We start from the raw sequence: 22,447 nt of genomic DNA on the forward strand, positions 1-22,447 counted from the left end.
CATTTTGAGCAGAATTGATGCATTTAGTGCATCAATTATCCATAATTCGGACTTAATTGGTTCGTATTCGAACAATTAGCTGCACTTTTTGCATGAAATCGCTTGAAAGTGCTGGGATGGACTGAATTTGCTGCACTTTTTACATCATCGCTGCAAAAGTGGGCACCTAACTTGGTGCTTGAAGAGTTACAACAAATAATCTATCATTTCAAAGCACTATCAAACAATCAAACTCTCTCAAACCCTCTTAACCTCTCTTACGCAAACTACAACCATCTCTTCCGACATCTAATAAAGGGATTAACGACCCCTGATTAACCTCACAATAGATAAGAGTCCCTCCAAGGGACTCTTACCTGCACATGTTCTTTCTTAGCAACGCTGCTTCTCTTTCTCCGTAACGTTGCTCTCTGTTCTGGAACGTTGTTTCTCTTGCTCTGGATTGCTATTTCTCCTTGCTCCAGAACGCCAAACCTGCGTTCCACAACCCCGCTTCTCCGCTACTTCTCTTCCGTCACGTGTACGTTCAAGCTAGCCGTTACTTCACTATGCAGTTTCACAGCAACCTTCGTCACACCAAGCGTACGAATTGGATCTTCCAGCACGATTTTGCGCTTATCGATTACGATTTTGTACTGCTTCTCTAGAATCTCTGCGATTTGCTTGCTAGGGATGGCTCCGAATAGACGCCCGCCTTCACCAGCTTTCGCCTTGATTTGCACCGTCATTTCACCAAGCTTCTCACCGAGTGCCTGCGCATCGGCTTTCTCTTGATCCTTGCGGCGCTGCTCTGCTTTTTTCTGATTATCCAGCACCTTTACAGTTCCTTGTGTAGCTGGAGCAGCAAGCCCCTGCGCGATTAGGAAATTCTGTGCGTAGCCCTCAGATACTTCTTTTACTTCGCCCTTTTTACCTTGGCCTTTAACGTCTTTTAGTAAAATTACTTTCATTCGAAAAGTCCCTCCTCTTCCTGCATTTCCTCTAATACTTTCTTCAATCGATTCGTTGCTTCCTCTAAGGTGCCATCGATCTGCGTGGCTGCATTCGTTAAATGCCCGCCTCCACCCAGACGCTCCATAACGATCTGAACGTTCATCTGTCCCAGCGATCTTGCGCTAATCCCGATCAATCCGTCCGGTCGCTCGGCGATGACAAAGGATGCCATAATATTCGTCATATTCAACAATGTATCAGCTACTTGCGCAATCATCAACTGAGAATATTTGCGATTTGGCTCAGCAACTGCCAATGCGATATGTTCGTAAATTGTTTCTGTTAGTTTAATGACTTCTGCTCTCTCGATATACGAATCGAGATCTTCCTTCAGCAATCGCTGAATTAAGGCGGAATCTGCACCATTTCGGCGCAAATAGGATGCAGCTTCAAAGGTTCTTGCCCCTGTACGGAGGCTGAAACTCTTCGTATCCACCACGATGCCAGCCAGCAGCATGGTTGCTTCCAACACTTCCATCGTGAGTTTTTCATTGATATATTGAAGCAGCTCCGTCACAAGCTCACACGTTGAGGACGCGTAAGGCTCCATATAGACGAGCGTCGCATCATGAATGAACTCCTCACTACGTCGATGGTGATCGACCACCACGACCCTGTGTGTCTGCTGCAGCAGCTTAGGTTCAGCCACCATGGACGCCTTATGTGTGTCCACAACAACCGCCAGCGATCGCTGTGTCGTAATCTGCATCGCCTGCTCTGGCGTAACGAACCAACGATGCAGGCGCTCATCGGCAGCAATCGTCTCCATCACCTTCTGAATCGAAGGATTGACGCCCTCAAGTACAATATAGCCTTCCTTGCCGACAACCTGTACAGCCTTCAAGACACCAACCGCTGCACCCACGGAGTCCATATCGGGGAAACGATGACCCATGATGATTACTTTATCGCTATCCTTCATGAGATCACGCAAAGCATGCGAAATGACCCTAGCTCGAACTCGCGTACGCTTCTCAACCGCATTCGTTCTTCCCCCATAGAAGGAAAGTCGCTGTCCGACTTTGACAGTTACCTGATCGCCGCCGCGGCCGAGTGACATATCCAGTCCCATCTGCGCCATTTGACCAAGCTCCATGAGCTGTTCAGCTCCTGACGCGATACCAATACTAAGCGTCAAAGGAAGCTTATTTTCAATCGTCAAATCCCGCACTTCATCCAGGATTTCAAAACGCGTTTGTTCCAGTTGGCGCAACGCCTTCTGATCCATCAGAATGAGAAAACGATCCGACGATGTCCGGCGCAAATATAGCTGGTACTTCTGAGCCCATTCCGTAATCTCACCAGTCACCTTAGCCAGCATAATGCTGCGCGTCTGATCATCGAGACCTTGCGTCGACTCCTCCAGATTATCCATCATCACGATGCCGATCGCCGTCTTCTCATCTTCATACTTCTTCGCCAAAATCGCCTGCTCCGTGATTTCACGGAAATAAAGCAGCCGCTCCTCAGGCCGAATCCATACTTGATAGATAAACTTTCCAATGGACAGCTCCAACTTGTCACTTTTGTCGTTTTTGTCCTTTTTGTTTTTCAAATCAGGGAAGAATTCGAATAGCGACTCGCCAATGACCGAATCCTTCTCCAGCATTTTTGCGACAAAAGGGTTGTGCCACTCGATGCGCTTCTCTTCATTATATAAAATAATTCCGATGGGAAGGCCGCTCATCACTTCATTGCCCGCTTTTTTCACCCGATGTGTAATCGTTCCGACGTACGTATTTAACTCTCTACGAAAAGCAGTCTCCGCTTGCAGCGTAAAGTAAGCCAATACACCGCAGAACAGGAAGGCTGTGAGGCCCAGCCACCATTTGAACATATAAATAATGGCTGTCAAAATGATAAGTAGGACGAAAATCCACACGATATGTTGACCGTGCCACCGCTTTAAAAGGAACTTCGGCATTCGAACTAGCTCCTAATCCTATATATTTTTCTTGAACCGTTCTCGGATTGGAAACGCAACATCAAATACCCCTAATAAGCTGTATACGATAAATAAAGGAGGCATGAAGCAAAGGATTACAATCGCCACAATAGGCAATATAGGCTTCCACTTGTTCGCATGAGCAACAAAGAATAGAAAGCAAATCGCCTGAATAGCGAAGATCAGCATAAGCAGCGGCATCGCATTCATTAATAGCGTAGAGATCATCGAAATGGAAGCTGGATTAACAAATAAATCTAATACAAATACAACTAAATAGATCCAGACAAGCGATTTCTGCAGCATCCACTCCCTCATCGGGCGTAATCCTGGAATCCCTTCTCCTGTTTTGTTGAGCAGCCAGCGGCTGATGCCGTGGGAGACAAACGTATAGAATAGAGCAACGAAAATTAGATATAAAGGAATCACTTGCACGATGAAATTGACATACCAATCCTGATCTTTCGGCAAAATATCGCGGATCCCAGGAGGCATTCCCGCTATGCTTTCCATCATGAATTGTTTGAATCTGGCAATCGGATCAAATCCGAGCGCATACCCGATGACAAGACTCACTAGAGACTCTGCCAAAATCGTGATAATCCCTGCCGTTAACACGGATCTTGCCGCTGCTTTGCGTTTATATAAGTTACCCATGACCAACACAGGCGGTAAGAAGAACAAGGATACCGACATAAGGAATATCCCCTGCCATTGGGTAAGAATATAAACAACAAGCAAGCTGAGCACATAGCTAATGACGAAACGCCTGGTGCTTGATTTTACATATAACATCAGAACTGGAATCATGAGAAAACTAAATGTGAAAATAATAAAAGGCGTCATTAAAGATAGCAATGAGACGATCGTCACTGCGCTCCATATGATGCTTTGCCAACTTCGTTTCCCCAACCGGGCTCACCTCTTACGTAAATGTTCTTCTAGCGATGAAATGTCGCCGTACCAATCCTCAAGTTGATGGCCCTCTTGGCGGTGCTTCTTCATTTTCTCTACAATAGCTTCGTCTAAACTGTGAAAGGAAATGCCTAGTCTTCTGCCTAAGATATAACCGCTCGAAATTAAGCTGGCTAATCCGTCTACAATTTTCACGTGGCTGCCTTCCCATATGCCTTTGAGCAGATGAGCTACATGATCTACGACTTCTGTCTTGAGCCATTCAATGACTTTGGCCCGTCTGGCTAGGTCAACATCCTTTTCCCTATTCAGCAACCGTCATCTCTCCTCATTCAGCAATGACTATTGTGTCAATTATACCACAAATAGGCACAAGAAAAGAAAGCCTCTACAGAGCTGTTCGATCTCCTTGCGTGGATGGTGTTGAAATCACTAAAAATTCGACACTTTCCAAAGATTCGTTTCGAATTTGATGCGGAATACTAGGCAAAATGGTGCAGCCTTCCTGCGGCTTCAAGGTGATGACCGTACCATCGATCCACATCTTTGCTTCTCCGCTTAAAATGAAGAAAAACTGCTTCGCCTTTTGATGCACATGCTTCACTTCGCTCGCGCCCGCCGGCATTCGCTCTTGGATAATGGTTCTATCCGCATCCCGTTCCAGGAACCAACCGTCGCAATCATCGCCCCATATGTAGTGTTCTGCCTGCTCTTTGTGGATTTTCACGATGGGTTTCTCCCCTTTTAGTTTGCTTCTTGACATGCAAAAAAGACAGCCGTTAGATACAGCTGCCTTCTTGGTTTAACCCTATTCCGTTGTGTAAGGCAACAATGCGATTGTACGGGAGCGCTTGATAGCGATCGTCAATGCACGTTGGTACTTAGCGGAAGTACCAGTTACACGTCTAGGAAGAATCTTCCCGCGCTCACTGATGAACTTTTTAAGAGTTTCAATATCTTTATAGTCAATGTGCTTGATTTTGTTTACTGTGAAGTAACAAACCTTACGACGTTTACCTTTACCGCCTTTACCACGAGGAGCAAATTTGCGGTCGCCGCGATCTTCACTGTTGTTATCTCTTTTTTGGAAAGCCATTAGTTTGTTCAGTCCTTTCTACTTTAGAATGGCAAATCATCATCGGAAATATCGATCGGTTTTCCGTCATCTATGAAAGGATCCTGCTGCTCGCGCGATCCACCGCCACGATTGCCACTGCCGCTTCCGCCGCCGTAGCTTGCGTTTGCGTTAGACGATCCGCCTTCTTCGCGATTAGCGCCGCTGTTGCTGGATTCAAGGAAACGTACATTATCGGCAATAACTTCGGTCACATAAACGCGCTTGCCCTCATTGTTGTCGTAATTCCGTACCTGAATACGTCCTTCCACTGCTGTTAAACGACCTTTACGCAAATAGTTCGCGCATGTTTCAGCAAGCTGCCTCCACGTGACGATATTGATAAAGTCCGCTTCCCGTTCTTTCGACTGTGAATTCGTGAAAGGGCGGTCTACTGCAAGTGTAAATTGTGTGACAGCTACACCAGCTGGCGTATAACGAAGTTCTGGATCTTTGGTCAATCGACCGATAAGAATAACACGGTTCAACATGGAACAACCCTCCTGACGAAAATACTGGCATGAATTAAGCTACGTCGTTTACGATTAAGTGACGAATAACTTCGTCCGAAATCTTAAGTACGCGATCAAGTTCAGTTACAACAGCAGGTTCTGCGTTGAAGTGTACCAGCACATAGTGCCCGTCACGGAACTTATTGATCTCATACGCAAGACGGCGTTTGCCCATCAGGTCATGTTTGGAGATTTCTCCCCCACCGTTCGTGATGATGCCTTGGAACTTTTCTACCGTAGATTGAACAACTTCTTGTTCAACGTCTGTACGAATGATGTACATCAGTTCATATTTGCGCATGTATTTCACCTCCTTTTGGACTAAGCGGCTCCTTTTTAAGCTTGTCAGACAAGCAAAGGAGCAAGGAGCGAGGATTCTTATTCAAAACTCGCACCTGAATACTATAGCAAATCGAGCGACAGATTACAAGTTTTTCTCCAATAAAATGCGAAGGAGGAAGCTGGTAATGGGATTCATACATGCTTCCCCTCCAAAGGGGTAATCTAAATACGATGTTATTCTTGAGAAGAGGTGATCATCATGGGTGAATGGACACAATTCAATGCTGGCGATCATGTTCCTAACGACGGTCAGTATATCGAAGTTGGTGAAAATGCTTTTCACATGGGGATTAGAAATCCCAAAATCGTTACACTGAAAAAGGGTGATACCTTCCCTGAAACGAGCAACCACAATCGAAAATGGCACCGAAAACATTTGCGGCAGTAAGTTCTGAGTTCACCAAGACTAGGAGAATGAGCTATGAGAACTACCACGTTTACCTGGCTGTTTACCTTCCTAGGTGCTGCCTTGTGCTTGGTTCATTATTTATTTCATGATCATGATGCCTTTTATATGCTGTTCTACGCGCTCAGTGTACCAGCATGGTTTGCATCAACATTTACGAACATCTATGAGATCTCCATGTTTAAAATGCTCATCATTTATGCGTTAACGATCGCCTCATGGGCCTTGGTTGGGTATATCATTGACCGCTTCTCTGTCAGTTACAGACGGCGGGATAGGAGTCATTAACCGCACCGACTCTTGTAAATTGGAAGTACCTCTGAACGATATGTTCAGGGGTATTTTGTATTTTTATATGCTGCTCTTTCCGGCTAGCTTGCTTTGCTTTATAATTTACTATATCTACCAATCTATGTATGAGGTGAACTTTTTGGACGAAAATAGACATACTCAGCGCGAGACTGACACTAGTAATCTAGCTAGTGATCTCCCTTCTTCACCCGCATCATCCCTTAGCCGTAGAAAGCTGTTATCTACACTAGGTGCAGCAGGCATAGCTTTGGCAGCCGGTGACTTATTCATGCCTAGTCATAAAGCGCATGCGGCAGCCACTTCTACTCTCTTCTATAATGTCAAAGATTTCGGAGCCCGCGGCAACCGACGCTATGATGAAGACGATTCTCCTTACATCCAAAGTGCAATCGACACGGCTGCTCAATCAGGTGGCATCGTTTACATCCCGCCAGGTATGTACTTCCTCAAGATGCCTTTACGTGTGAGCGCGAACATTACCTTAATGGGGGCCGGCAGCAGCAGCATCCTTCGGTCATCCACCCATAAATTCGGTCTTCTTAATTTATCTGCGGTTCAGCATATACATATCCAAGGATTGTCCTTCCAAGGATTTGGTTCCTTCGGAAACGCCTCGGTTCCACGAATTGAATGCGGAATTGCGCTCGACCAAGCTAGTGACATTACCATCACTGACTGCACCTTTTCCATGATCGACAATGGCATAAAATCCGTTGATTCTAACCGAGTTGTTGTCGAGAACTGTACCTTCGATTCCATCATCGGAACGCTGGATTACGATACCCAGGGATATGGCATCTGGTGCAGTAATGTTAAGAATCATCATTTGGTGCAAAATCAATTCAACATGCTGTTTCAACCATGTATCACTTTGACCAATGGCAGCAGTCATTCTGTCATTGCGAGAAATCGCATGCAGAAATGCTATCAGTCTGGCATTGACCTTATATCCGGTCCCAAAGAAGAACCGTGTCAATTTAATACCCTTTCCGATAACATCATTGAGAATTTTATAAATTCAAGCGGAAATAAAGGGTACACCTATGGCATCCGCCTCAAGGGTCACTGCATCTCCAATATGATTACGGCTAATACGCTAAATGATATCGAAGATATTGGCATTCAGTTAGTGGGGCAAGCGGACACCCAACAAAAACGCCCTCACCACAATATCATAGCTAATAACCAGCTCCAAGCTATTGGTAATAACGGTATTGTCCTCATTAATGCTTACGATAATCAGATTCGTCAGAATTCTATTCGTACTTGCAAAGCAGATGGGATCGTGCTCGCTTCTGATGGCAAAGACAGCGGTTCTTACTCGGATAGCAATCAGTTAACGGGTAATAGCCTAAACACCTGTACCAAAGCACCCATTCGCATCTCAGATGCCAATTGTCGAGAAACCATCCTCTTTGGCAATGTGGGTTATGGAAATGGCGAGAAAATCTTCGATAAAGGCACAAACACAACCACTTCTATCTTATAAGAAAGCGGTTTTCGTGATCCGAAAACCTATACTTTCTTATGTGGTAAGAAAAGGCCACATCCCAGTGTAGTTGGGTGTGTGGCCTTTTTGCAATCGTTATTTCTGATAAACTCGCTTCTCTGATATCTTTCCATCCGCAAAGAAAACAAGCTGAACATAATAACCAGATTGATTGGATATCTCGTACTCATACGTTTTCTTTCCATTCTCATCTTTCACCAGCTTGCCTTTGGCTCCTGTTAGTTTCACCACGTCATCATAGGTGCCTGTCATACTTATCTTATCGGCCTGTTCCTTCGTTATCTTAGGAAGGGGCTCATCCTTCGTCGCATTGTCGCCGGCTTTTGGTGTCACAGTAGCAGCTGCTCCTCCCGCTGGACTGCTTGTCCCGCCTGGCGTCGCAGAAGCCCCTGCAGAAGGCTGTACAGTCACTCCAGGAGTTGGACTAGCTGTGCCTCCCACATTCTTCTTGGAGCACCCTGTAACGACCACAGCCAGCACCAGAAGCATCATCACCCAAATTCTCATATCATTCTACCTCCTCATTTTACCTATGCCTAGATATGGGGTTATTTTGCTTCTTTGCCTTGCCTTTTATTCCCTACCTGCAAAAGCAAAAGAGCCCTCTACGTCTTCATAGACGTAAAAGGCTCTTAATTTGTTTCACAAATGTTGGTTTCACTAGAGTACGGAAAGAGTGGGAGTCGAACCCACGCACGCCTCGCGACGCCTAACTGATTTCGAGTCAGCCCCCTTGGACCACTTGGGTACCTTTCCATGAAAAGCGAGAACAGGACTTATTGTATCAAAAAAGTCAGGCTCTCGCAAGTGTTTTTCTTGAACCCTTTAGGAGGACTCTTCTTGTATCTCTGTATTCGATCGGAGTACTTTTTTTAGCTTACTTTCGAACTTTGTTCTCGGTACTAATACACTGTGTTTACATCCTACACATTTGATCCGAATATCCATGCCCATCCGAATGATTTCCATTTCATTGGTGCCACACGGATGGGGCTTTTTCATTTGCACAATATCGCCAAGCTGATACTGCTTCTTCTCCATTCGTCTGCCACCGCCTTTTCCGAATTTATGGACATGATCTTCTTGGGTTATATCACTTCTATTTGCGTAATATTGAGCTGCTTCTTAATCTCGATATTCAAAAGTCTAGTGACATTAAATTGTCTTGTCGGCTTGCACTCCGCAATAATGCGGATTTTCAAATCCGTCGAACCCACCATCTGGACACCAAGCACCTCAGGTTCTTTTACAATATCATCGGTAAGCAGCTGAACTTGCTTCACCGTTTCCTTGAGGATTTCTGTCGCTTTATCAATATCCAAATGGAGAGGAATCGTTACATCAACTACGGCAAGTGAATTGTAGGTAGAAAAATTGGTTACTTGTTTGATATTCCCATTCGGAATAATATGCACTTCACCGGTCCAGTCTTGATCCGTGTCACTCTAATCCCGATTTCTTCTACTGTACCTTTGAATGAATCAATCTGAATGACGTCCCCCACTCCGAATTGATCTTCAAATATGATGAAAAAACCTGTTATTACATCCTTCACCAAACTCTGTGCCCCGAAACCAATCGCTAGCCCGAGTACACCTGCACCAGCAAGTAAAGGACCTATATTTAGTCCCACTTGCCCTAGTATCAGCATGATGCATATGAGATTGATCGTGTAAGCTATTAGGTTATGTATGAGACTTCCTATTGTGTTTGTTCTTCTTCTATCAAACTTCAACGGAGACTTGTCTCTAGCTGACATCATATGAGCAATTGTTTTATCCGCGATTTTTATGCATATTTTAGATACTACATAGATTAATATAATTTTAACGATAATCCAAAATATCGAAGCTATCATTTCCGGTTTCATTACATGATTGTGTACCCATTGACTTAAATCCGTAAAATATTTGGTTACAAAGGCCATGTGCAGCCCCCCTTAATTTCATTCCATCGTAACATATTTATCCTCATTTTTAAAATAGATACCTCTGATTTCCACATTTTCAGAATGAATAATGTCTCTTACTTGTTCTAAATTCTCTCCGGGGAATTCGATAGACAATGCGCAGCCTGCCGTGATTTCTTTCGGAGTTGGTCTAATGTCGATCTCGATATCTGCGTACTCTAGCAGCATTTCTGCTCTCAGTGCCTGTTGAGTAGAATCGAACGCTAGCAACATGATTGAAAGTTTCAGGGAAAGTCCCCCTCTTCTACGTATAAATGTCCCTATCTCTCCATATACTAGTAAAAAAGTAGCAACATTTGGAGGGATACGATGAAATTCCAATTTGGTTTCGATGGCGTGAAAAATGCGGTTCTAGAACCACTAAAGATTCAACATACAGATGCCGATACCCCTTTTCTTCTCTCAAAGCATTTACACACCATCTTTAGCAAACTACCAACCTATCAACCTATCGTCATCATATGTGTTGGAACCGATCGTTCTACTGGTGATTCCTTAGGACCATTAGTTGGCTCTCATTTGAACCGAACAACCAACCTCCGCAACCTTCATCTTTTCGGTACATTAGATGAGCCTGTCCATGCTATGAATTTAGCTGAAACCGTTGATAAAATCCACAACCAATTTCAAAACCCTTTCATCGTTGCCATCGATGCTTGCCTTGGTCAAGTATCCAGTGTCGGTTGCATTCAGGTTGCAGACGGACCTCTTAAACCAGGCGCCGGTGTAAATAAAGATTTGCCTCCCGTTGGTGACATCCATGTTACCGGTATTGTAAATGTCGGTGGATTTATGGAGTATTTCGTCCTGCAAAATACGCGGCTTAGCTTAGTCATGAATATGGCCAATATTATTGGTGACGCTCTTCATTCTGCATTGCGCCGCACACAATCTTATACACCTAATGCTACGGCTGCTTTAAAGTTTGATTAATCGCTTCTTTTTCTTCAGAGCTTAGCGTATAAGTTGATTGTGCATTCTGAATTGGCTTCGCATACAAATACATTTGCTCGCGGCTATGTATACCCGTCAGAATAATCCCATCTTGATATTCATCCAATATGGCAATTGTAAAGCTTAAATCACTTCCACCTTCATTGAAGGCATTATAGCGATGGATGGCGACTTTTGACTTCGTCTTCATTAATGCTTGACGAATCGTTTCAACCTTGGCTGAAGTCGCTGCTGATTCGGCCTTTTGCTCGTTCAATCCTTTTTGCATATCAATAATGATCTGTTCCATATTTTCTGCTTTTGAACCATTTATCATTTGTGTATATCGTTTACGCAAAGACGCTAATTTAATGGAAACAATTAATATGAAAATAAACAGCACAATGATTAGTGCGAAACAAGTTAATACGATGACCCCACCATCAAGGCCAAACAGTTCCCCCATGATTTATCCCTCTTTCTACTTCGCATACTGCGTTTGAATCTCTTTTACAGCATCAATCAAGGCTTCCACTTCATGATCCGTTGTGAAATAACCAATACTCGCTCTAACCGCACCTTTAGCTAAAGTTCCAGCAGCTTCATGCGCCAGTGGCGTACAGTGATAGCCTGAACGAACGGCAATCTGAAAAGATTGATCCAGGATAAAGGCCACTTCCGATGAATCCGCATCACTGATATTAAAGGAAACAATTCCTGTTTTATTTTGTCCAAGCCTTGGCCCAAGAACCGTGACTCCTGCAATTCCCAGTAACCCTTCCATTAAGTTCTGAGTTTGGCGCCACTCTTTCTCATGAATCTTTTCAACGGTTTCAGACAAGACAAATTTTACACCTTCATTTAGCCCCGCAATGCCAACTGTATTTTGCGTTCCAGCTTCATAACGATCTGGTCGCACAGTGGGTTGATGAATGGCCTCCGATTGACTCCCCGTACCTCCATGTAATAGCGGCTCTAAATCAATGTCCGGATGAATGTATAACCCCCCTGTCCCTTGAGGCCCCAGGAGCCCCTTGTGGCCCGGAAAAGCCAACATATCGATATTCATACTCGCTACATCAATAGGCAGTATACCGGCACTCTGAGCCGCGTCTACGAGCAACCTGACGCCTTGAGCACGACAGATCTCTCCTATTTCTCCTACTGGCATAATGGTTCCCATAAGGTTAGAACTATGATTGACAACAACAAGTGTTGTGTTGGATTGAAATGCCTGTTTCAATTCATCTAATCGAATATTCCCTTGTTCATCACTAGGGATATAGGTAAGTTCAACCTGAGCTGAGGCCCTCAAATATTCAAGCGGTCTCCGCACCGAGTTATGCTCGATATTGGTACATATCACGTGGTCCCCAGCTTTTAAGTAGCCTTTGATTGCTTGATTCAACGCATGGGTTGTATTTAATGCAAACGAAATATCATTAGGGTTTCTAATCCCGAATAAACGTGCCGTATTTTTTCGTGTCTCAAATAATACTCTACTGGCTTTCACTGCCATTTGATGACTGCCTCTGCCTGGATTGGCTGCAAACTCATGCATACATTGCATCATGGCATCCATAACAGCAGGCGGTTTAGGCCACGAAGATGCCGCTTGATCAAAATACATAACACCCTTCATTTTGTCACCCTCTCTCATGGATAAAAGCCTAAGCCGTCTGACAGACAAGCACGCTCGATAAGGTTGATGCGAAGCACGCTAAATTGTAAATTCACTCATCAAATCATAAATATAGCATACCTTAGTTTGATCTTTCAGTTCGAAAGAAAACCATCGGTATGCTATCTAATTTTAAGAGATTTTACCTTGCAGCAATTCTAGCAGACGGTTTAAATCGTCTTTGGAATAGTAGAGAAGTTCAATCTTACCTTTATCCTGCTGATGTTTGATTTTCACCGTCGTTCGGTAAATATCTCTCAACTGATCCTCGGCTTGATTAATATATGGATCTCTATTTTTTTCTTTCTGCTTACTTCTTTCCTTTTCTTGCCCTGGAGTCTCTTCCAACGTTTTCACAGCTTCTTCTAGTTCACGTACACTCCATTGCTTGCTGATGGTCGTTTCGGCGAGTTCTTTCTTCAGCTTATCGTCCTTCACACCCACAATAGCTCTAGCATGTCCCATGGATAATGTTCCACGTGAAACATATTGTTTAATGGATTCAGGCAGTTGAAGCAATCTCAGAAAGTTTGCAATATGCGATCTACTCTTCCCGACCTTTGCAGATAACTCTTCTTGTGTGAGAGAAAACTGGTCAATGATTCCTTGATACGCAAAGGCAATTTCCATCGCATTGAGATCTTCACGTTGTACGTTCTCAATCAACGCAATTTCCATAACTTGCTGATCAGAGAAGTTTCTTTCAACAGCAGGAATTGTCGCAATCCCCGTTACTTGAGAGGCACGGAATCTTCGCTCCCCCGCAATGATCTCAAATCCTTTGAGAACTTTACGAACGATAATTGGTTGAATAACACCGTGTTCTTTGATTGAATCAGCTAGTTCTCTAATACTATCTTCATTAAAGTTTTTTCTAGGTTGATAAGGGTTTGCTCTCAATTGGGATAATGGAATTTGGATGACTTTATCACTTTCATCAATATGTAAAGAAGTAATTAAAGCATCCAATCCCTTACCTAAACCTTTAGAAAGGCCTTTGGTCATACAGAGATCACTTCCTTCGCAAGCTCTAAATACACTTCCGCGCCTTTTGATCTAGGATCATAAGTAATAATGGACTGTCCATGACTGGGCGCTTCACTTAAGCGAACATTTCTTGGAATAATCGTTTGGTATACTTTTGTTTGAAAGTATTTCTTTACTTCTTCAATAACCTGTATGCCAAGGTTAGTTCTTGCGTCGAACATAGTCAACAATACGCCTTCAATTTGAAGCCCTGTATTAAGATGCTTTTGTACTAAACGAACGGTGTTGAGCAGTTGGCTTAATCCTTCAAGCGCATAGTATTCACATTGAATTGGGATAATGACAGAATCGGCAGCAGTTAATGAGTTAATGGTTAGAAGGCCTAGTGACGGAGGACAATCAATAAGGATGTAATCATATAAATGTTTCACTAACTGGAGAGATTTCTTTAATCGTACTTCCCTTGAAATCGTTGGTACAAGTTCTATTTCAGCTCCTGCCAACTGAATTGTTGCAGGTACTATTTTGAGATTTGGAACATTGGTATCAACCGTTGCATCTTTGGGGTGAACATCATTAATAAGAACGTCATAGATACAATTAACAACATCCGCTTTGTTCACACCTATCCCACTTGTTGTATTGCCTTGTGGATCGATGTCAACGAGAAGCACCCTTTTCCCTAAAGAGGCTAGAGAAGCACCTAAATTTACAGAAGTTGTCGTCTTACCGACGCCACCTTTCTGATTTGTTATTGCTATTATTTTAGACAAAACCATTTCACCTCAATCGCTTATGTTCCAAATGCCATACTAAAGCAGTATTACTATCTTAACATATCTATGGACTAGTTACCTTATCTATATTTGATAGTTTATGTCCATAAGAAGCAAAAAAACGGCTTGCGCCGTTTAAGGTAGCAATAAATGCTTTATTATCGTTTAGGAATCTTAATTATAATTTCGTAATGATCATCATGATCTTGCTCAGACGTATTAATATTTAAACCAGAACTAGAAACCATTTCAACGGATTGGCGAATTGTATTTAAAGCTAACCGAACATCTTTCGTAAAAGAGACGCGACGAGATTTCTTAATCTTAGTAGCTTCTTTCAAAAAATTAATTTTAATTTCTGTTTGCTTTACATTCAACTCTTTAGTGATAACTTCTTCAAGCACTTTAACTTGTAGTTCTTCTTGATCAAGCGCCAACAACGCTCTCGCATGACGTTCCGTAATCTTACGTTCCATTAATGCCATCTTAACAGGTTCGCTTAGATGTAATAAACGAATCTTATTAGCAATCGTGGATTGGCTTTTACCCAGACGCTGCGCTAAGCTTTCTTGTGTTAAATCATGCATCTCTATTAACTGTTGGTAAGCTGCAGCCTCTTCTATTGCAGTAAGTCCTTCGCGCTGTAAATTTTCAATAAGAGCAATAGATGCTGCTTGAGAATCATTGAAATCACGTACAATCGCAGGGATTGTATCGAGACCCAGCTTTTTAACAGCTCTTAGACGTCGTTCACCGGCAATCAGTTCAAACGTGTTGTTTTTAACTCTGACAACGATCGGCTGAATGATGCCATGCGTTCGAATTGTTTGCATGAGTTCATCAATACGATCATCATCAAACAATAACCTTGGCTGATACGGACTTGGAATAATGCTATTCACCGATATGTTCTTGACCTCGTCAGTCGTTGATCGATCTGCTAGGCCAAATAGCTTTGAAATTTGTTCTTTCATAGGAAAACTTACCACCAACTCTTCCCGTAGTTTAAGCGACCAAAATGATCCAAAGATAGACGACCTCTTCGTCCTACACAAGGATAAACGGCACCTTCGTTCATTAGAGACGAGTGCGTTTGTCAAGGTTGATGCGAAGCACAGTATTAAAACTAATCTTTCTTTTCAACGAACGAAAAAAATTGCAACTATTACGTCAAAGTATGACAAGTAGAGTCTCTTAAAATACTTATAGATTAGCTTAATTCCACTCTATTATTAATTCAACATAGAGTTGATATTTCCTTCTATTTGACAGTCCAAACCATGTAAATGTTTCACGTGGAACAAATTCACAGTTTGACCAAAGGCTCTTTCAACGGGATACCTGCTTTTCTAGGATACTTAGCTGGAGTCGATGCTAGTTTATGAATCTCTACGAAATGGCGAATCGATTCCTCAATGGGTAGCAGCATACGATTCACCTTGACTACCTTTCCTCTCAGTTCTGCGAAACTGAAAGAAGCCTCGTTTAATTCCTCATCAATCTCTGAACCTTTCATTGCAATGAAAGTTCCACCTTTCTTAACGAAAGGAAGACAAAATTCATTTAAAACCTGTAGTCGCGCAACAGCTCTTGCAGTAACCAAATCAAATTGATCCCGGTACTTAGGTAATCTAGCAACGTCTTCTGCTCTACCATGAACACATTCGGTATCTGTCAGTCCAAGTTGCGAAACTAATTCTCTTAAAAACAAAATACGCTTATTCAAAGAATCGACAATCGTAATTTTAAGATGTGGAAAAGCAATTTTCAAAGGGATACTCGGAAAACCAGCTCCAGATCCAATATCTGCAACGGATGACACGTGTCCCACATTAAAATTAAAAGAAACAGAAAGAGAATCATAGAAATGTTTTAAGTAGACCTGATCTCTCTCTGTAATACCCGTTAAATTCATTTTCTCATTCCACTCTACAAGAATCTTGTAATACAACTCAAATTGATCAAGCTGTTGGGTAGAAAGAGAAATTTGTTGTTTCTCTAATAATTGAACAAATTGTTGTTGAATAGCATCCATGAATTAACCTCTAGCCGCAATGACTCTGTTGTAATGTTCTAAATAAACAAGCAGGATAGAAATATCCGAAGGTGTAACGCCACCGATACGAGATGCTTGCCCAATAGATATCGGACGAATTTTAGCTAATTTTTGCTTAGCTTCCGTCGCAATCCCGTGAATTTCACTATACTCGATGTCATCCGGAATTTTTTTCTTTTCCATTTTACGCAACCGTTCAACTTGATTGCTTTGTTTTTCGATGTAGCCAGCATATTTCACTTGAATGCCTACTTGTTCTTTCATTTCATCATCCAGCTCAAGTGGAGAAGGAGTCATTTGCTCAATATGCTTATATTCAATCTCAGGACGACGAAGCAGCGAAATAGCTGGTACAGAATTATTCAACTGCACACTTTCCAAACTCGCCAGTAATTCCTGCACATGAGGTTCCGGCTTAACCTTTACCTCCGCCAAACGTTCAATTTCTTGATCAATCAAAGCTTTCTTATTTAAGAATGCAGCGTAACGTTCTTCTGAAATAAGACCAATTTCATGACCAATTGGCGTTAGTCTTAGGTCAGCATTATCGTGACGAAGAAGTAAGCGATACTCTGCGCGTGATGTTAATAGACGATAAGGTTCACTCGTACCCTTCGTTACAAGATCATCAATTAAAACGCCGATATATCCTTCCGATCTATCTAGAACGATGGCTTCTTTCTCTTGCACTTTACGAGCCGCATTAATCCCAGCCATAACCCCTTGACCAGCAGCTTCCTCGTATCCCGATGTTCCATTAATTTGCCCAGCAGTAAATAATCCACTTACCAATTTCGTTTCCAAAGAAGGTTTCAATTGAGTAGGAACAACCGCATCATATTCAATGGCATAACCGGTACGCATCATTTCCACTTTCTCTAACCCAGGGATTGAGCGCAAAATGCCCAATTGAACATCTTCAGGCATGCTCGTTGATAACCCTTGAACATAATATTCAGAAGTATTGCGTCCCTCTGGTTCTAGAAAGATTTGATGCTTAGGTTTATCAGCGAATCGAACAATTTTATCCTCAATAGATGGACAATATCTTGGTCCTGTTCCTTCAATAGCTCCTGAGAACATCGGAGCACGGTGTAAATTCGAATTAATAATGTTGTGCGTTTCCTCAGACGTGTACGTTAACCAACATGGAAGCTGCTCACTCCCATTTGTTTCTGCTTTAGTCTCAAATGAGAAAAATTTAGGTTCATCATCACCCGGTTGAATTTCCGTTTTACTAAAATCAATAGTATCCTTATGAACGCGAGGCGGCGTTCCTGTTTTGAATCGAACAAGATCAAAACCGAGTTTACGCAAGGATTCCGATAATTTAACAGAAGGCTGTTGATTATTAGGTCCACTCTCATACATCAGTTCGCCCATGATAACTTTCCCTCTTAAATAAGTCCCTGTCGTCAATACGATTGCTTTTGAGTAATACTCAGCGCCTGTTTTCGTAATAACACCCTTACACACGCCGCCTTCAACAATAAGCTCTTCCGCCATACCCTGACGAAGTGTCAAGTTTGGAGTCGCCTCAATTGTTTCCTTCATTTTATGTTGATACGAAAATTTATCCGCTTGAGCACGCAGCGCATGTACCGCGGGGCCTTTCCCTGTATTCAGCATTCGCATTTGAATATACGTTTTGTCGATGTTACGACCCATTTCGCCACCAAGCGCGTCAATCTCACGAACAACGTGGCCCTTCGCAGGACCACCAATTGATGGATTGCAAGGCATGAATGCGACCATGTCTAAATTAATCGTTAATAAAAGCGTATTACAACCCATGCGTGCTGAGGCTAATGCAGATTCACAACCTGCGTGTCCAGCACCGATGACAATTACATCATAATCACCTGCATGATATCCCATAATAACGTCCCTCCCTCTTTTATGAAAACGCAAATGCTGTCGTTTTCATTTTCCTAAGCAAAATTGTGTAAATATCTGATCAATCAATGATTCTCCGACTGAATCACCAATAATCTCACCAAGCTGTTCCCAGGCTGCTCGAATATCAATTTGTATCATATCAATAGGTACATATTGTTCATTAGCATCAAGTGCATCTTGTAACGAGCGTTTTGCTTGCTTCAATAGCGAAATATGACGAACATTACTAACATACGTCAAATCACTTGATTCTAGTTTACCCTCAAAGAAAATTGCCGCGATCGCTTTTTCCAAATCTTCAATACCTTTATTCTCAATCAGGGATAACTCTACAATACGTTCTTGTGGAAAATAACTCAGAACTTGCTCGACATTCAGCTTCCTTGTTAAATCCGTCTTATTCAAAATGACAATCGTTTGCTTATCCGCTAATTGCTTCATCAGCGCAATTTCATCGAATTCAAGCTCTTCATTGCTATTCAGGACTAACAAGATAAGATCAGCTTCAGCTAAAGCTGTCTTCGAACGCTCAACCCCTATTTGTTCAACAAGATCTGAGGTTTCCCTAATGCCCGCAGTATCCAGCAGCTTCAAAGGAATACCACCAATATTCACGAATTCCTCAATAACATCCCTCGTTGTACCTGGAATATCCGTTACAATTGCGCGATTCTCCTGCGCTAATTCGTTGAGAAGCGATGATTTGCCGACATTTGGCTTACCGACAATGGCCGTTTCAATACCCTCACGCAATATCTTCCCTTGCTCCGCAGTTACCAAAAGACGGTCAATTTCAAACATAACCGTATCACACTTGCTCTTTATGAAGCTGTTCGTCATTTCTTCCACATCATGCTCAGGATAATCAATATTCACTTCTACGTGAGCCATCAATTCCACTAATGTATGACGTAAATTCTTGATTTGCTTCGACAAATTTCCTTCAACTTGTTTCAAAGCTACCTTGAAAGCTCTATCCGATTTGGCCCGGATTAAATCGATCACCGCTTCAGCTTGGGTCAGATCAATCCGACCATTCAAGAATGCTCGCTTCGTGAACTCACCGGGCTCAGCCAACCGAACTCCCTGCTGCAGCAGCAAATCGAGTACTTTCTTAACTGAAACAATTCCACCGTGACAGCTGACCTCCACGACATCTTCCATCGTAAATGAACGCGGAGCTTTCATTAACGTAACTAGAACCTCCTCTACCTTTTGGGCAGAAGCAGGTTCTATTATGAATCCATAATGTACCGTATGCGTCTCAGCAACAGATAATTTCGTTTTGGAGCGAAAAATCCGTTCCACGAATGGGACGGCTTCATCTCCGCTCACACGAATAACCGCTATCCCACCCTCACCTAGCGGTGTAGAAATAGCAGCAATCGTATCATTTAACATAGTATTAACACCTCGAATTTACCTCATCTTAAAGAAAAAGCAATGACATGATCAAAGTCATTGCGGTTACGTTATTTGACAGCGATAACCACCCGACGGTTAGGTTCTTCGCCTTTACTGTATGTTTTTACAACTGGATGTCCCTGTAGTTCAGCATGAATAATCTTTCGTTCCTGAGAATTCATGGGTTCGAGAATCACTTCTTTTTTGGACTTAATCACACGATTGGCAAGCCTAACTGCGAGCTCCTCCAACGTCTTCTTACGTCTATCTCTGAAATTTTCCGCATCTAAGATAATACGAAAATGAGAATTCGCATACCGGTTTGCAACGATATTAACCAAATACTGCAAAGCATCCAGTGTTTGTCCTCTTTTACCGATCAAAATCCCTAATTCAGAGCCACTCATATTCAAGATGTAGCCTTCACGATCTTTACGCGTTTCTATGGTGATGGAAATCTGCATCGCTGCGAACATATCTTGTAAGAAAGCAATGGCTTCCTCAAGTGGATCTGGAATCAATTCAAGCTCTACTTTAGCTTCTTTGGTACCAATAAACCCGAGAAACCCTCGAGAGGGTTGCTCCAAAATATGAATGTTTACACGATCCTCGGAAACTTGCCATTGAGATAAACCGGATTTAACCGCTAGCTCAATAGTCTTTCCAGTCACCACAATTTTTTTCATTTGGACAGGCCACCCTTATTTTTTTGCCCCGCTTTTTGCGATGCAGGAGAACCATAAATAAAGTAAGACTGAATGATTGTGAAGATGTTACCGTAAATCCAGTAAAGCGGAAGCGCAGCTGCGAAATTCATGGACATCACGAAAATCATAACTGGGAAAATATATAGCAAGCTTTTCATTTGTTGATTCATTTGGGAAGACATAAACATTTGTTGAACGAATGTCGTTGCCGCGGCAATCAACGGAAGAATATACAAGTGATCCGGTTTACCAAGGTTCATCCACAAGAAAGTATGTTCACGGATGTGATCATTACGCATAATCGCTTGATAGAGAGCAATTAGAATTGGCATTTGAACAATGATTGGGAAACATCCTGCTAATGGATTCACACCATTTTGCTGAAACAGCTTCATTGTTTCTTCCTGCTGTTTCTTCGCATCATCTTTATACTTTTCTTTGAGCTTCTTCATCTCTGGCTGTAGATCCTGCATCCTTTTGGAACTTTTGTACTGCTTAAGTGTAAGCGGCAAAATAATTAAACGAATGATCAAGGTAACGACCAAGATGGATAATCCGTATTGACCCCATAAATGATCAGCGAACCAGTCCAGCGTCATGGAAAGCGGGTACACAAAATATTTAACGAAAAAACCTGCGGTATTCGGATCAATAGGCGCCATAGCTGAACTTGACGGACTACATCCGGACAGTAATAAGATCAACGCTGAGAGTGAAGCTAGCATATAAATTCGACGAGTCAAAATGAGATCCTCCTAAATATCTTTTCCATCATAAACTATAACACATCTTCAGCTTGCAAGGAAATATTACGTTACTTTTTAATGACATCATTTCTTTTTAATAAAGAAGCTTTGCGAATCACATGCCAGATACTTTTCTCCATCTCGGCATAGTCCATTTCAACCACTGGTTTTCTAGCTAATAAGATGTAGTCATAATGTGGCGTCATATTCTCTTTTTTTAACCGGATAATTTCCTTCATCATTCGTCTGAGCCGATTTCGTACGACAGCATTGCCCACCTTTTTACTCACAGACACGCCTAGGCGAAAATGTTCCAATTTAGGCTGAGGCAAATAATAGAGAACGAATTGATGATTGGCCATCGATTTCCCATACCGATATACTTTATTGAAGTCTTCTCTTTTAGCTAATCTATATATTTTTTCCACGATTATGTACGCTCCAGACAGATGACTCCAAGATTAAATTAAGTTCCAAACAAAATTAGTTAGCTTATATAGCTTTAACAAAATTATCGCGATATAAACCATTCCCTCAAAATGCAAAAAAAAAAGCCCCTTCCGGAGCCTCATTTTTACGCGCTAAGAATTTTTCTTCCTTTAAGACGACGAGCTTGTAGAACTTTACGACCGTTCTTCGTGCTCATTCTTTTACGGAAACCATGATTCTTCTTACGCTTTCTCGTATTCGGGTTAAACGTCGGACCCATCTATAGCACCTCCCTACCTGAGGATATCCATCCTACAAAATTTCTACTACTCATTAAATCATTTTCACAGCAGAAAGTCAACCTACCCGAGTGTTCAGGTGAAGAAGACATGTATTCAGTAAAAATCAAAAAAAGAATAACCTGTGTATAAAATTTCACCTCTCCACAGAGAAGCTTGTCGAAAATTAACATAATATCAACAATATCTTGTGTTGTGAACAAAATCTATGCACAACTTGTTGTAAATGTGGATAATATCAAACAATCCGTTGATTAACAAGTAATCTTTTGATAAGATGATAATGTTTCTGTTGTGGATAGACACCACTAACCCTCCGACTTATCAACAACCTGTGGATAACATTGTGAACAATTTTCCCTCTACAAGAATAAGTCATTTCAACCGATCCTTAATAGTGTGGATAAAATCGACAAAAATCGTCCTTTCTTGACCGCATCAGACATAAAGGTTCTTTTCGTTGTTGATCGAGCAAACTATAAGCAGATTTCGAATAAGCCCATCCTTTCATG

The 22,447-nt window shown here is 42.2% G+C and carries 29 protein-coding genes and 1 tRNA gene; 4 read left to right on the forward strand and 26 right to left on the reverse strand.

Features of this window, described 5'->3' with window-relative positions; translation table 11 throughout:
- Positions 1-500: 500 nt before the first annotated feature.
- The 8 genes from rplI to rpsF all read right to left on the reverse strand — a co-directional run bounded on the left by rplI (position 501) and on the right by rpsF (position 5,780).
- Positions 501-950 carry a 50S ribosomal protein L9 gene (gene rplI / locus ACBP55_RS38145; protein WP_056838752.1) on the reverse strand — a complete coding sequence of 150 codons (450 nt, stop codon included), beginning with the start codon at positions 948-950 and terminating at the stop codon, positions 501-503.
- Complete coding sequence (locus ACBP55_RS38150; protein ID WP_464648838.1) at positions 947-2,917, reverse strand: DHH family phosphoesterase; 1,971 nt, start codon at positions 2,915-2,917, stop codon at positions 947-949. Before ACBP55_RS38150 ends, rplI begins: the two co-directional genes overlap by 4 nt.
- 18 nt (positions 2,918-2,935) lie before the next feature.
- Positions 2,936-3,850, reverse strand: a complete 915-nt coding sequence (locus ACBP55_RS38155; protein WP_464648840.1) for a DUF2232 domain-containing protein — start codon at positions 3,848-3,850, stop codon at positions 2,936-2,938.
- Positions 3,851-3,856: 6 nt separating this feature from the next.
- The gene (locus ACBP55_RS38160; protein ID WP_029196137.1) at positions 3,857-4,168 is read right to left on the reverse strand and encodes a MazG-like family protein; all 312 of its coding nucleotides are present in this window, start codon (positions 4,166-4,168) and stop codon (positions 3,857-3,859) included.
- A gap of 73 nt (positions 4,169-4,241) precedes the next feature.
- Positions 4,242-4,580 carry a cupin domain-containing protein gene (locus tag ACBP55_RS38165; RefSeq protein ID WP_464648843.1) on the reverse strand — a complete coding sequence of 113 codons (339 nt, stop codon included), beginning with the start codon at positions 4,578-4,580 and terminating at the stop codon, positions 4,242-4,244.
- Positions 4,581-4,661: 81 nt separating this feature from the next.
- Positions 4,662-4,949, reverse strand: coding sequence for a 30S ribosomal protein S18 (gene rpsR / locus ACBP55_RS38170; protein ID WP_029196139.1), 288 nt, complete (start codon positions 4,947-4,949; stop codon positions 4,662-4,664).
- A 23-nt stretch (positions 4,950-4,972) separates the two neighbouring features.
- On the reverse strand, positions 4,973-5,458 hold the full coding sequence (ssb, locus tag ACBP55_RS38175; RefSeq protein WP_173185083.1) for a single-stranded DNA-binding protein: 486 nt from the start codon (positions 5,456-5,458) through the stop codon (positions 4,973-4,975).
- A 34-nt stretch (positions 5,459-5,492) separates the two neighbouring features.
- A complete protein-coding gene (rpsF, locus tag ACBP55_RS38180) occupies positions 5,493-5,780 on the reverse strand; it encodes a 30S ribosomal protein S6 (protein WP_029196141.1) in 288 nt (95 codons plus the stop codon).
- Positions 5,781-6,020: 240 nt separating this feature from the next.
- On the opposite strand from rpsF, the gene ACBP55_RS38185 reads away from it, so the two are divergent.
- From ACBP55_RS38185 to ACBP55_RS38195, 3 genes are all read left to right on the forward strand, one after another.
- Entirely contained in the window at positions 6,021-6,209 is a 189-nt protein-coding gene (locus ACBP55_RS38185) for a YjzC family protein (RefSeq protein ID WP_464648845.1), read from the forward strand.
- A 33-nt stretch (positions 6,210-6,242) separates the two neighbouring features.
- Positions 6,243-6,515: a hypothetical protein gene (locus tag ACBP55_RS38190; RefSeq protein ID WP_173185084.1), complete on the forward strand. Its 273-nt coding sequence runs from the start codon at positions 6,243-6,245 to the stop codon at positions 6,513-6,515.
- 142 nt (positions 6,516-6,657) lie between these two features.
- Positions 6,658-8,028, forward strand: a complete 1,371-nt coding sequence (locus ACBP55_RS38195) for a right-handed parallel beta-helix repeat-containing protein (protein WP_464648847.1) — start codon at positions 6,658-6,660, stop codon at positions 8,026-8,028.
- 96 nt (positions 8,029-8,124) lie between these two features.
- Here the strand turns inward: ACBP55_RS38195 and ACBP55_RS38200 are convergent, their stop codons facing one another.
- The 6 genes from ACBP55_RS38200 to ACBP55_RS38225 form a co-directional block, all read right to left on the reverse strand.
- Positions 8,125-8,556: a hypothetical protein gene (locus tag ACBP55_RS38200; RefSeq protein ID WP_464648848.1), complete on the reverse strand. Its 432-nt coding sequence runs from the start codon at positions 8,554-8,556 to the stop codon at positions 8,125-8,127.
- A 161-nt stretch (positions 8,557-8,717) separates the two neighbouring features.
- Positions 8,718-8,805, reverse strand: a tRNA-Ser gene (locus ACBP55_RS38205).
- A gap of 69 nt (positions 8,806-8,874) precedes the next feature.
- Complete coding sequence (locus ACBP55_RS38210) at positions 8,875-9,090, reverse strand: DUF951 domain-containing protein (RefSeq protein WP_029196148.1); 216 nt, start codon at positions 9,088-9,090, stop codon at positions 8,875-8,877.
- Between the two features lie 47 nt (positions 9,091-9,137).
- Complete coding sequence (locus ACBP55_RS38215; protein ID WP_464648850.1) at positions 9,138-9,464, reverse strand: hypothetical protein; 327 nt, start codon at positions 9,462-9,464, stop codon at positions 9,138-9,140.
- Positions 9,428-9,976, reverse strand: a complete 549-nt coding sequence (locus tag ACBP55_RS38220) for a mechanosensitive ion channel family protein (RefSeq protein WP_464648852.1) — start codon at positions 9,974-9,976, stop codon at positions 9,428-9,430. Before ACBP55_RS38220 ends, ACBP55_RS38215 begins: the two co-directional genes overlap by 37 nt.
- A gap of 18 nt (positions 9,977-9,994) precedes the next feature.
- Positions 9,995-10,231, reverse strand: a complete 237-nt coding sequence (locus ACBP55_RS38225; protein WP_082615209.1) for a putative Se/S carrier protein — start codon at positions 10,229-10,231, stop codon at positions 9,995-9,997.
- A 96-nt stretch (positions 10,232-10,327) separates the two neighbouring features.
- On the opposite strand from ACBP55_RS38225, the gene yyaC reads away from it, so the two are divergent.
- On the forward strand, positions 10,328-10,951 hold the full coding sequence (gene yyaC / locus ACBP55_RS38230) for a spore protease YyaC (RefSeq protein WP_261303393.1): 624 nt from the start codon (positions 10,328-10,330) through the stop codon (positions 10,949-10,951).
- Here yyaC and ACBP55_RS38235 read toward each other — a convergent pair.
- The 12 genes from ACBP55_RS38235 to rpmH all read right to left on the reverse strand — a co-directional run bounded on the left by ACBP55_RS38235 (position 10,926) and on the right by rpmH (position 21,916).
- Positions 10,926-11,417 (reverse strand): DUF4446 family protein, encoded by a 492-nt coding sequence (locus ACBP55_RS38235; protein WP_464648855.1) that lies wholly within the window; start codon positions 11,415-11,417, stop codon positions 10,926-10,928. The two genes, yyaC and ACBP55_RS38235, sit on opposite strands and share 26 nt — an antisense overlap.
- A 15-nt stretch (positions 11,418-11,432) precedes the next feature.
- A complete protein-coding gene (locus ACBP55_RS38240; protein WP_464648857.1) occupies positions 11,433-12,593 on the reverse strand; it encodes an aminotransferase class V-fold PLP-dependent enzyme in 1,161 nt (386 codons plus the stop codon).
- Between the two features lie 171 nt (positions 12,594-12,764).
- Positions 12,765-13,637: a ParB/RepB/Spo0J family partition protein gene (locus ACBP55_RS38245; protein WP_464648859.1), complete on the reverse strand. Its 873-nt coding sequence runs from the start codon at positions 13,635-13,637 to the stop codon at positions 12,765-12,767.
- Positions 13,634-14,392 (reverse strand): ParA family protein, encoded by a 759-nt coding sequence (locus tag ACBP55_RS38250; protein WP_029196154.1) that lies wholly within the window; start codon positions 14,390-14,392, stop codon positions 13,634-13,636. Before ACBP55_RS38250 ends, ACBP55_RS38245 begins: the two co-directional genes overlap by 4 nt.
- Before the next feature lie 161 nt (positions 14,393-14,553).
- Positions 14,554-15,369 carry a nucleoid occlusion protein gene (gene noc, locus ACBP55_RS38255; RefSeq protein ID WP_464648861.1) on the reverse strand — a complete coding sequence of 272 codons (816 nt, stop codon included), beginning with the start codon at positions 15,367-15,369 and terminating at the stop codon, positions 14,554-14,556.
- Between the two features lie 332 nt (positions 15,370-15,701).
- Positions 15,702-16,430 carry a 16S rRNA (guanine(527)-N(7))-methyltransferase RsmG gene (gene rsmG / locus ACBP55_RS38260; RefSeq protein ID WP_464648863.1) on the reverse strand — a complete coding sequence of 243 codons (729 nt, stop codon included), beginning with the start codon at positions 16,428-16,430 and terminating at the stop codon, positions 15,702-15,704.
- A gap of 3 nt (positions 16,431-16,433) precedes the next feature.
- A complete protein-coding gene (gene mnmG / locus ACBP55_RS38265) occupies positions 16,434-18,329 on the reverse strand; it encodes a tRNA uridine-5-carboxymethylaminomethyl(34) synthesis enzyme MnmG (RefSeq protein WP_464648865.1) in 1,896 nt (631 codons plus the stop codon).
- A gap of 45 nt (positions 18,330-18,374) precedes the next feature.
- Positions 18,375-19,751 (reverse strand): tRNA uridine-5-carboxymethylaminomethyl(34) synthesis GTPase MnmE, encoded by a 1,377-nt coding sequence (gene mnmE / locus ACBP55_RS38270; protein ID WP_464648867.1) that lies wholly within the window; start codon positions 19,749-19,751, stop codon positions 18,375-18,377.
- Between the two features lie 71 nt (positions 19,752-19,822).
- On the reverse strand, positions 19,823-20,440 hold the full coding sequence (jag, locus tag ACBP55_RS38275) for an RNA-binding cell elongation regulator Jag/EloR (RefSeq protein ID WP_464648869.1): 618 nt from the start codon (positions 20,438-20,440) through the stop codon (positions 19,823-19,825).
- The gene (gene yidC / locus ACBP55_RS38280) at positions 20,437-21,204 is read right to left on the reverse strand and encodes a membrane protein insertase YidC (protein ID WP_029196160.1); all 768 of its coding nucleotides are present in this window, start codon (positions 21,202-21,204) and stop codon (positions 20,437-20,439) included. The genes jag and yidC overlap by 4 nt, the downstream gene beginning before the upstream one ends.
- A gap of 71 nt (positions 21,205-21,275) precedes the next feature.
- The gene (gene rnpA / locus ACBP55_RS38285; protein ID WP_173185094.1) at positions 21,276-21,635 is read right to left on the reverse strand and encodes a ribonuclease P protein component; all 360 of its coding nucleotides are present in this window, start codon (positions 21,633-21,635) and stop codon (positions 21,276-21,278) included.
- Positions 21,636-21,781: 146 nt separating this feature from the next.
- The gene (rpmH, locus tag ACBP55_RS38290; protein ID WP_029196162.1) at positions 21,782-21,916 is read right to left on the reverse strand and encodes a 50S ribosomal protein L34; all 135 of its coding nucleotides are present in this window, start codon (positions 21,914-21,916) and stop codon (positions 21,782-21,784) included.
- Between the last annotated feature and the right edge of the window lie 531 nt (positions 21,917-22,447).

This window comes from Paenibacillus sp. WG02, from assembly GCF_055396115.1.

Coding starts and splice junctions, on each gene's coding strand:
- ACBP55_RS38245 (WP_464648859.1), bottom strand. CDS start 13,637: ATGACCAAAGGCCTTTCTAAAGGTTTAGGTAAGGGATTGGATGCTTTA.
- ACBP55_RS38210 (WP_029196148.1), bottom strand. CDS start 9,090: ATGGAGAAGAAGCAGTATCAGCTTGGCGATATTGTGCAAATGAAAAAG.
- rplI (WP_056838752.1), bottom strand. CDS start 950: ATGAAAGTAATTTTACTAAAAGACGTTAAAGGCCAAGGTAAAAAGGGC.
- rpmH (WP_029196162.1), bottom strand. CDS start 21,916: ATGGGTCCGACGTTTAACCCGAATACGAGAAAGCGTAAGAAGAATCAT.
- ACBP55_RS38185 (WP_464648845.1), top strand. CDS start 6,021: ATGGGTGAATGGACACAATTCAATGCTGGCGATCATGTTCCTAACGAC.
- ACBP55_RS38190 (WP_173185084.1), top strand. CDS start 6,243: ATGAGAACTACCACGTTTACCTGGCTGTTTACCTTCCTAGGTGCTGCC.
- noc (WP_464648861.1), bottom strand. CDS start 15,369: ATGAAAGAACAAATTTCAAAGCTATTTGGCCTAGCAGATCGATCAACG.
- ACBP55_RS38240 (WP_464648857.1), bottom strand. CDS start 12,593: ATGAAGGGTGTTATGTATTTTGATCAAGCGGCATCTTCGTGGCCTAAA.
- yyaC (WP_261303393.1), top strand. CDS start 10,328: ATGAAATTCCAATTTGGTTTCGATGGCGTGAAAAATGCGGTTCTAGAA.
- jag (WP_464648869.1), bottom strand. CDS start 20,440: ATGAAAAAAATTGTGGTGACTGGAAAGACTATTGAGCTAGCGGTTAAA.
- ACBP55_RS38235 (WP_464648855.1), bottom strand. CDS start 11,417: ATGGGGGAACTGTTTGGCCTTGATGGTGGGGTCATCGTATTAACTTGT.
- rsmG (WP_464648863.1), bottom strand. CDS start 16,430: ATGGATGCTATTCAACAACAATTTGTTCAATTATTAGAGAAACAACAA.
- mnmE (WP_464648867.1), bottom strand. CDS start 19,751: ATGTTAAATGATACGATTGCTGCTATTTCTACACCGCTAGGTGAGGGT.
- ACBP55_RS38200 (WP_464648848.1), bottom strand. CDS start 8,556: ATGAGAATTTGGGTGATGATGCTTCTGGTGCTGGCTGTGGTCGTTACA.
- rpsR (WP_029196139.1), bottom strand. CDS start 4,949: ATGGCTTTCCAAAAAAGAGATAACAACAGTGAAGATCGCGGCGACCGC.
- ACBP55_RS38220 (WP_464648852.1), bottom strand. CDS start 9,976: ATGGCCTTTGTAACCAAATATTTTACGGATTTAAGTCAATGGGTACAC.
- mnmG (WP_464648865.1), bottom strand. CDS start 18,329: ATGGGATATCATGCAGGTGATTATGATGTAATTGTCATCGGTGCTGGA.
- ssb (WP_173185083.1), bottom strand. CDS start 5,458: ATGTTGAACCGTGTTATTCTTATCGGTCGATTGACCAAAGATCCAGAA.
- rpsF (WP_029196141.1), bottom strand. CDS start 5,780: ATGCGCAAATATGAACTGATGTACATCATTCGTACAGACGTTGAACAA.
- ACBP55_RS38225 (WP_082615209.1), bottom strand. CDS start 10,231: ATGTTGCTAGCGTTCGATTCTACTCAACAGGCACTGAGAGCAGAAATG.
- ACBP55_RS38150 (WP_464648838.1), bottom strand. CDS start 2,917: ATGCCGAAGTTCCTTTTAAAGCGGTGGCACGGTCAACATATCGTGTGG.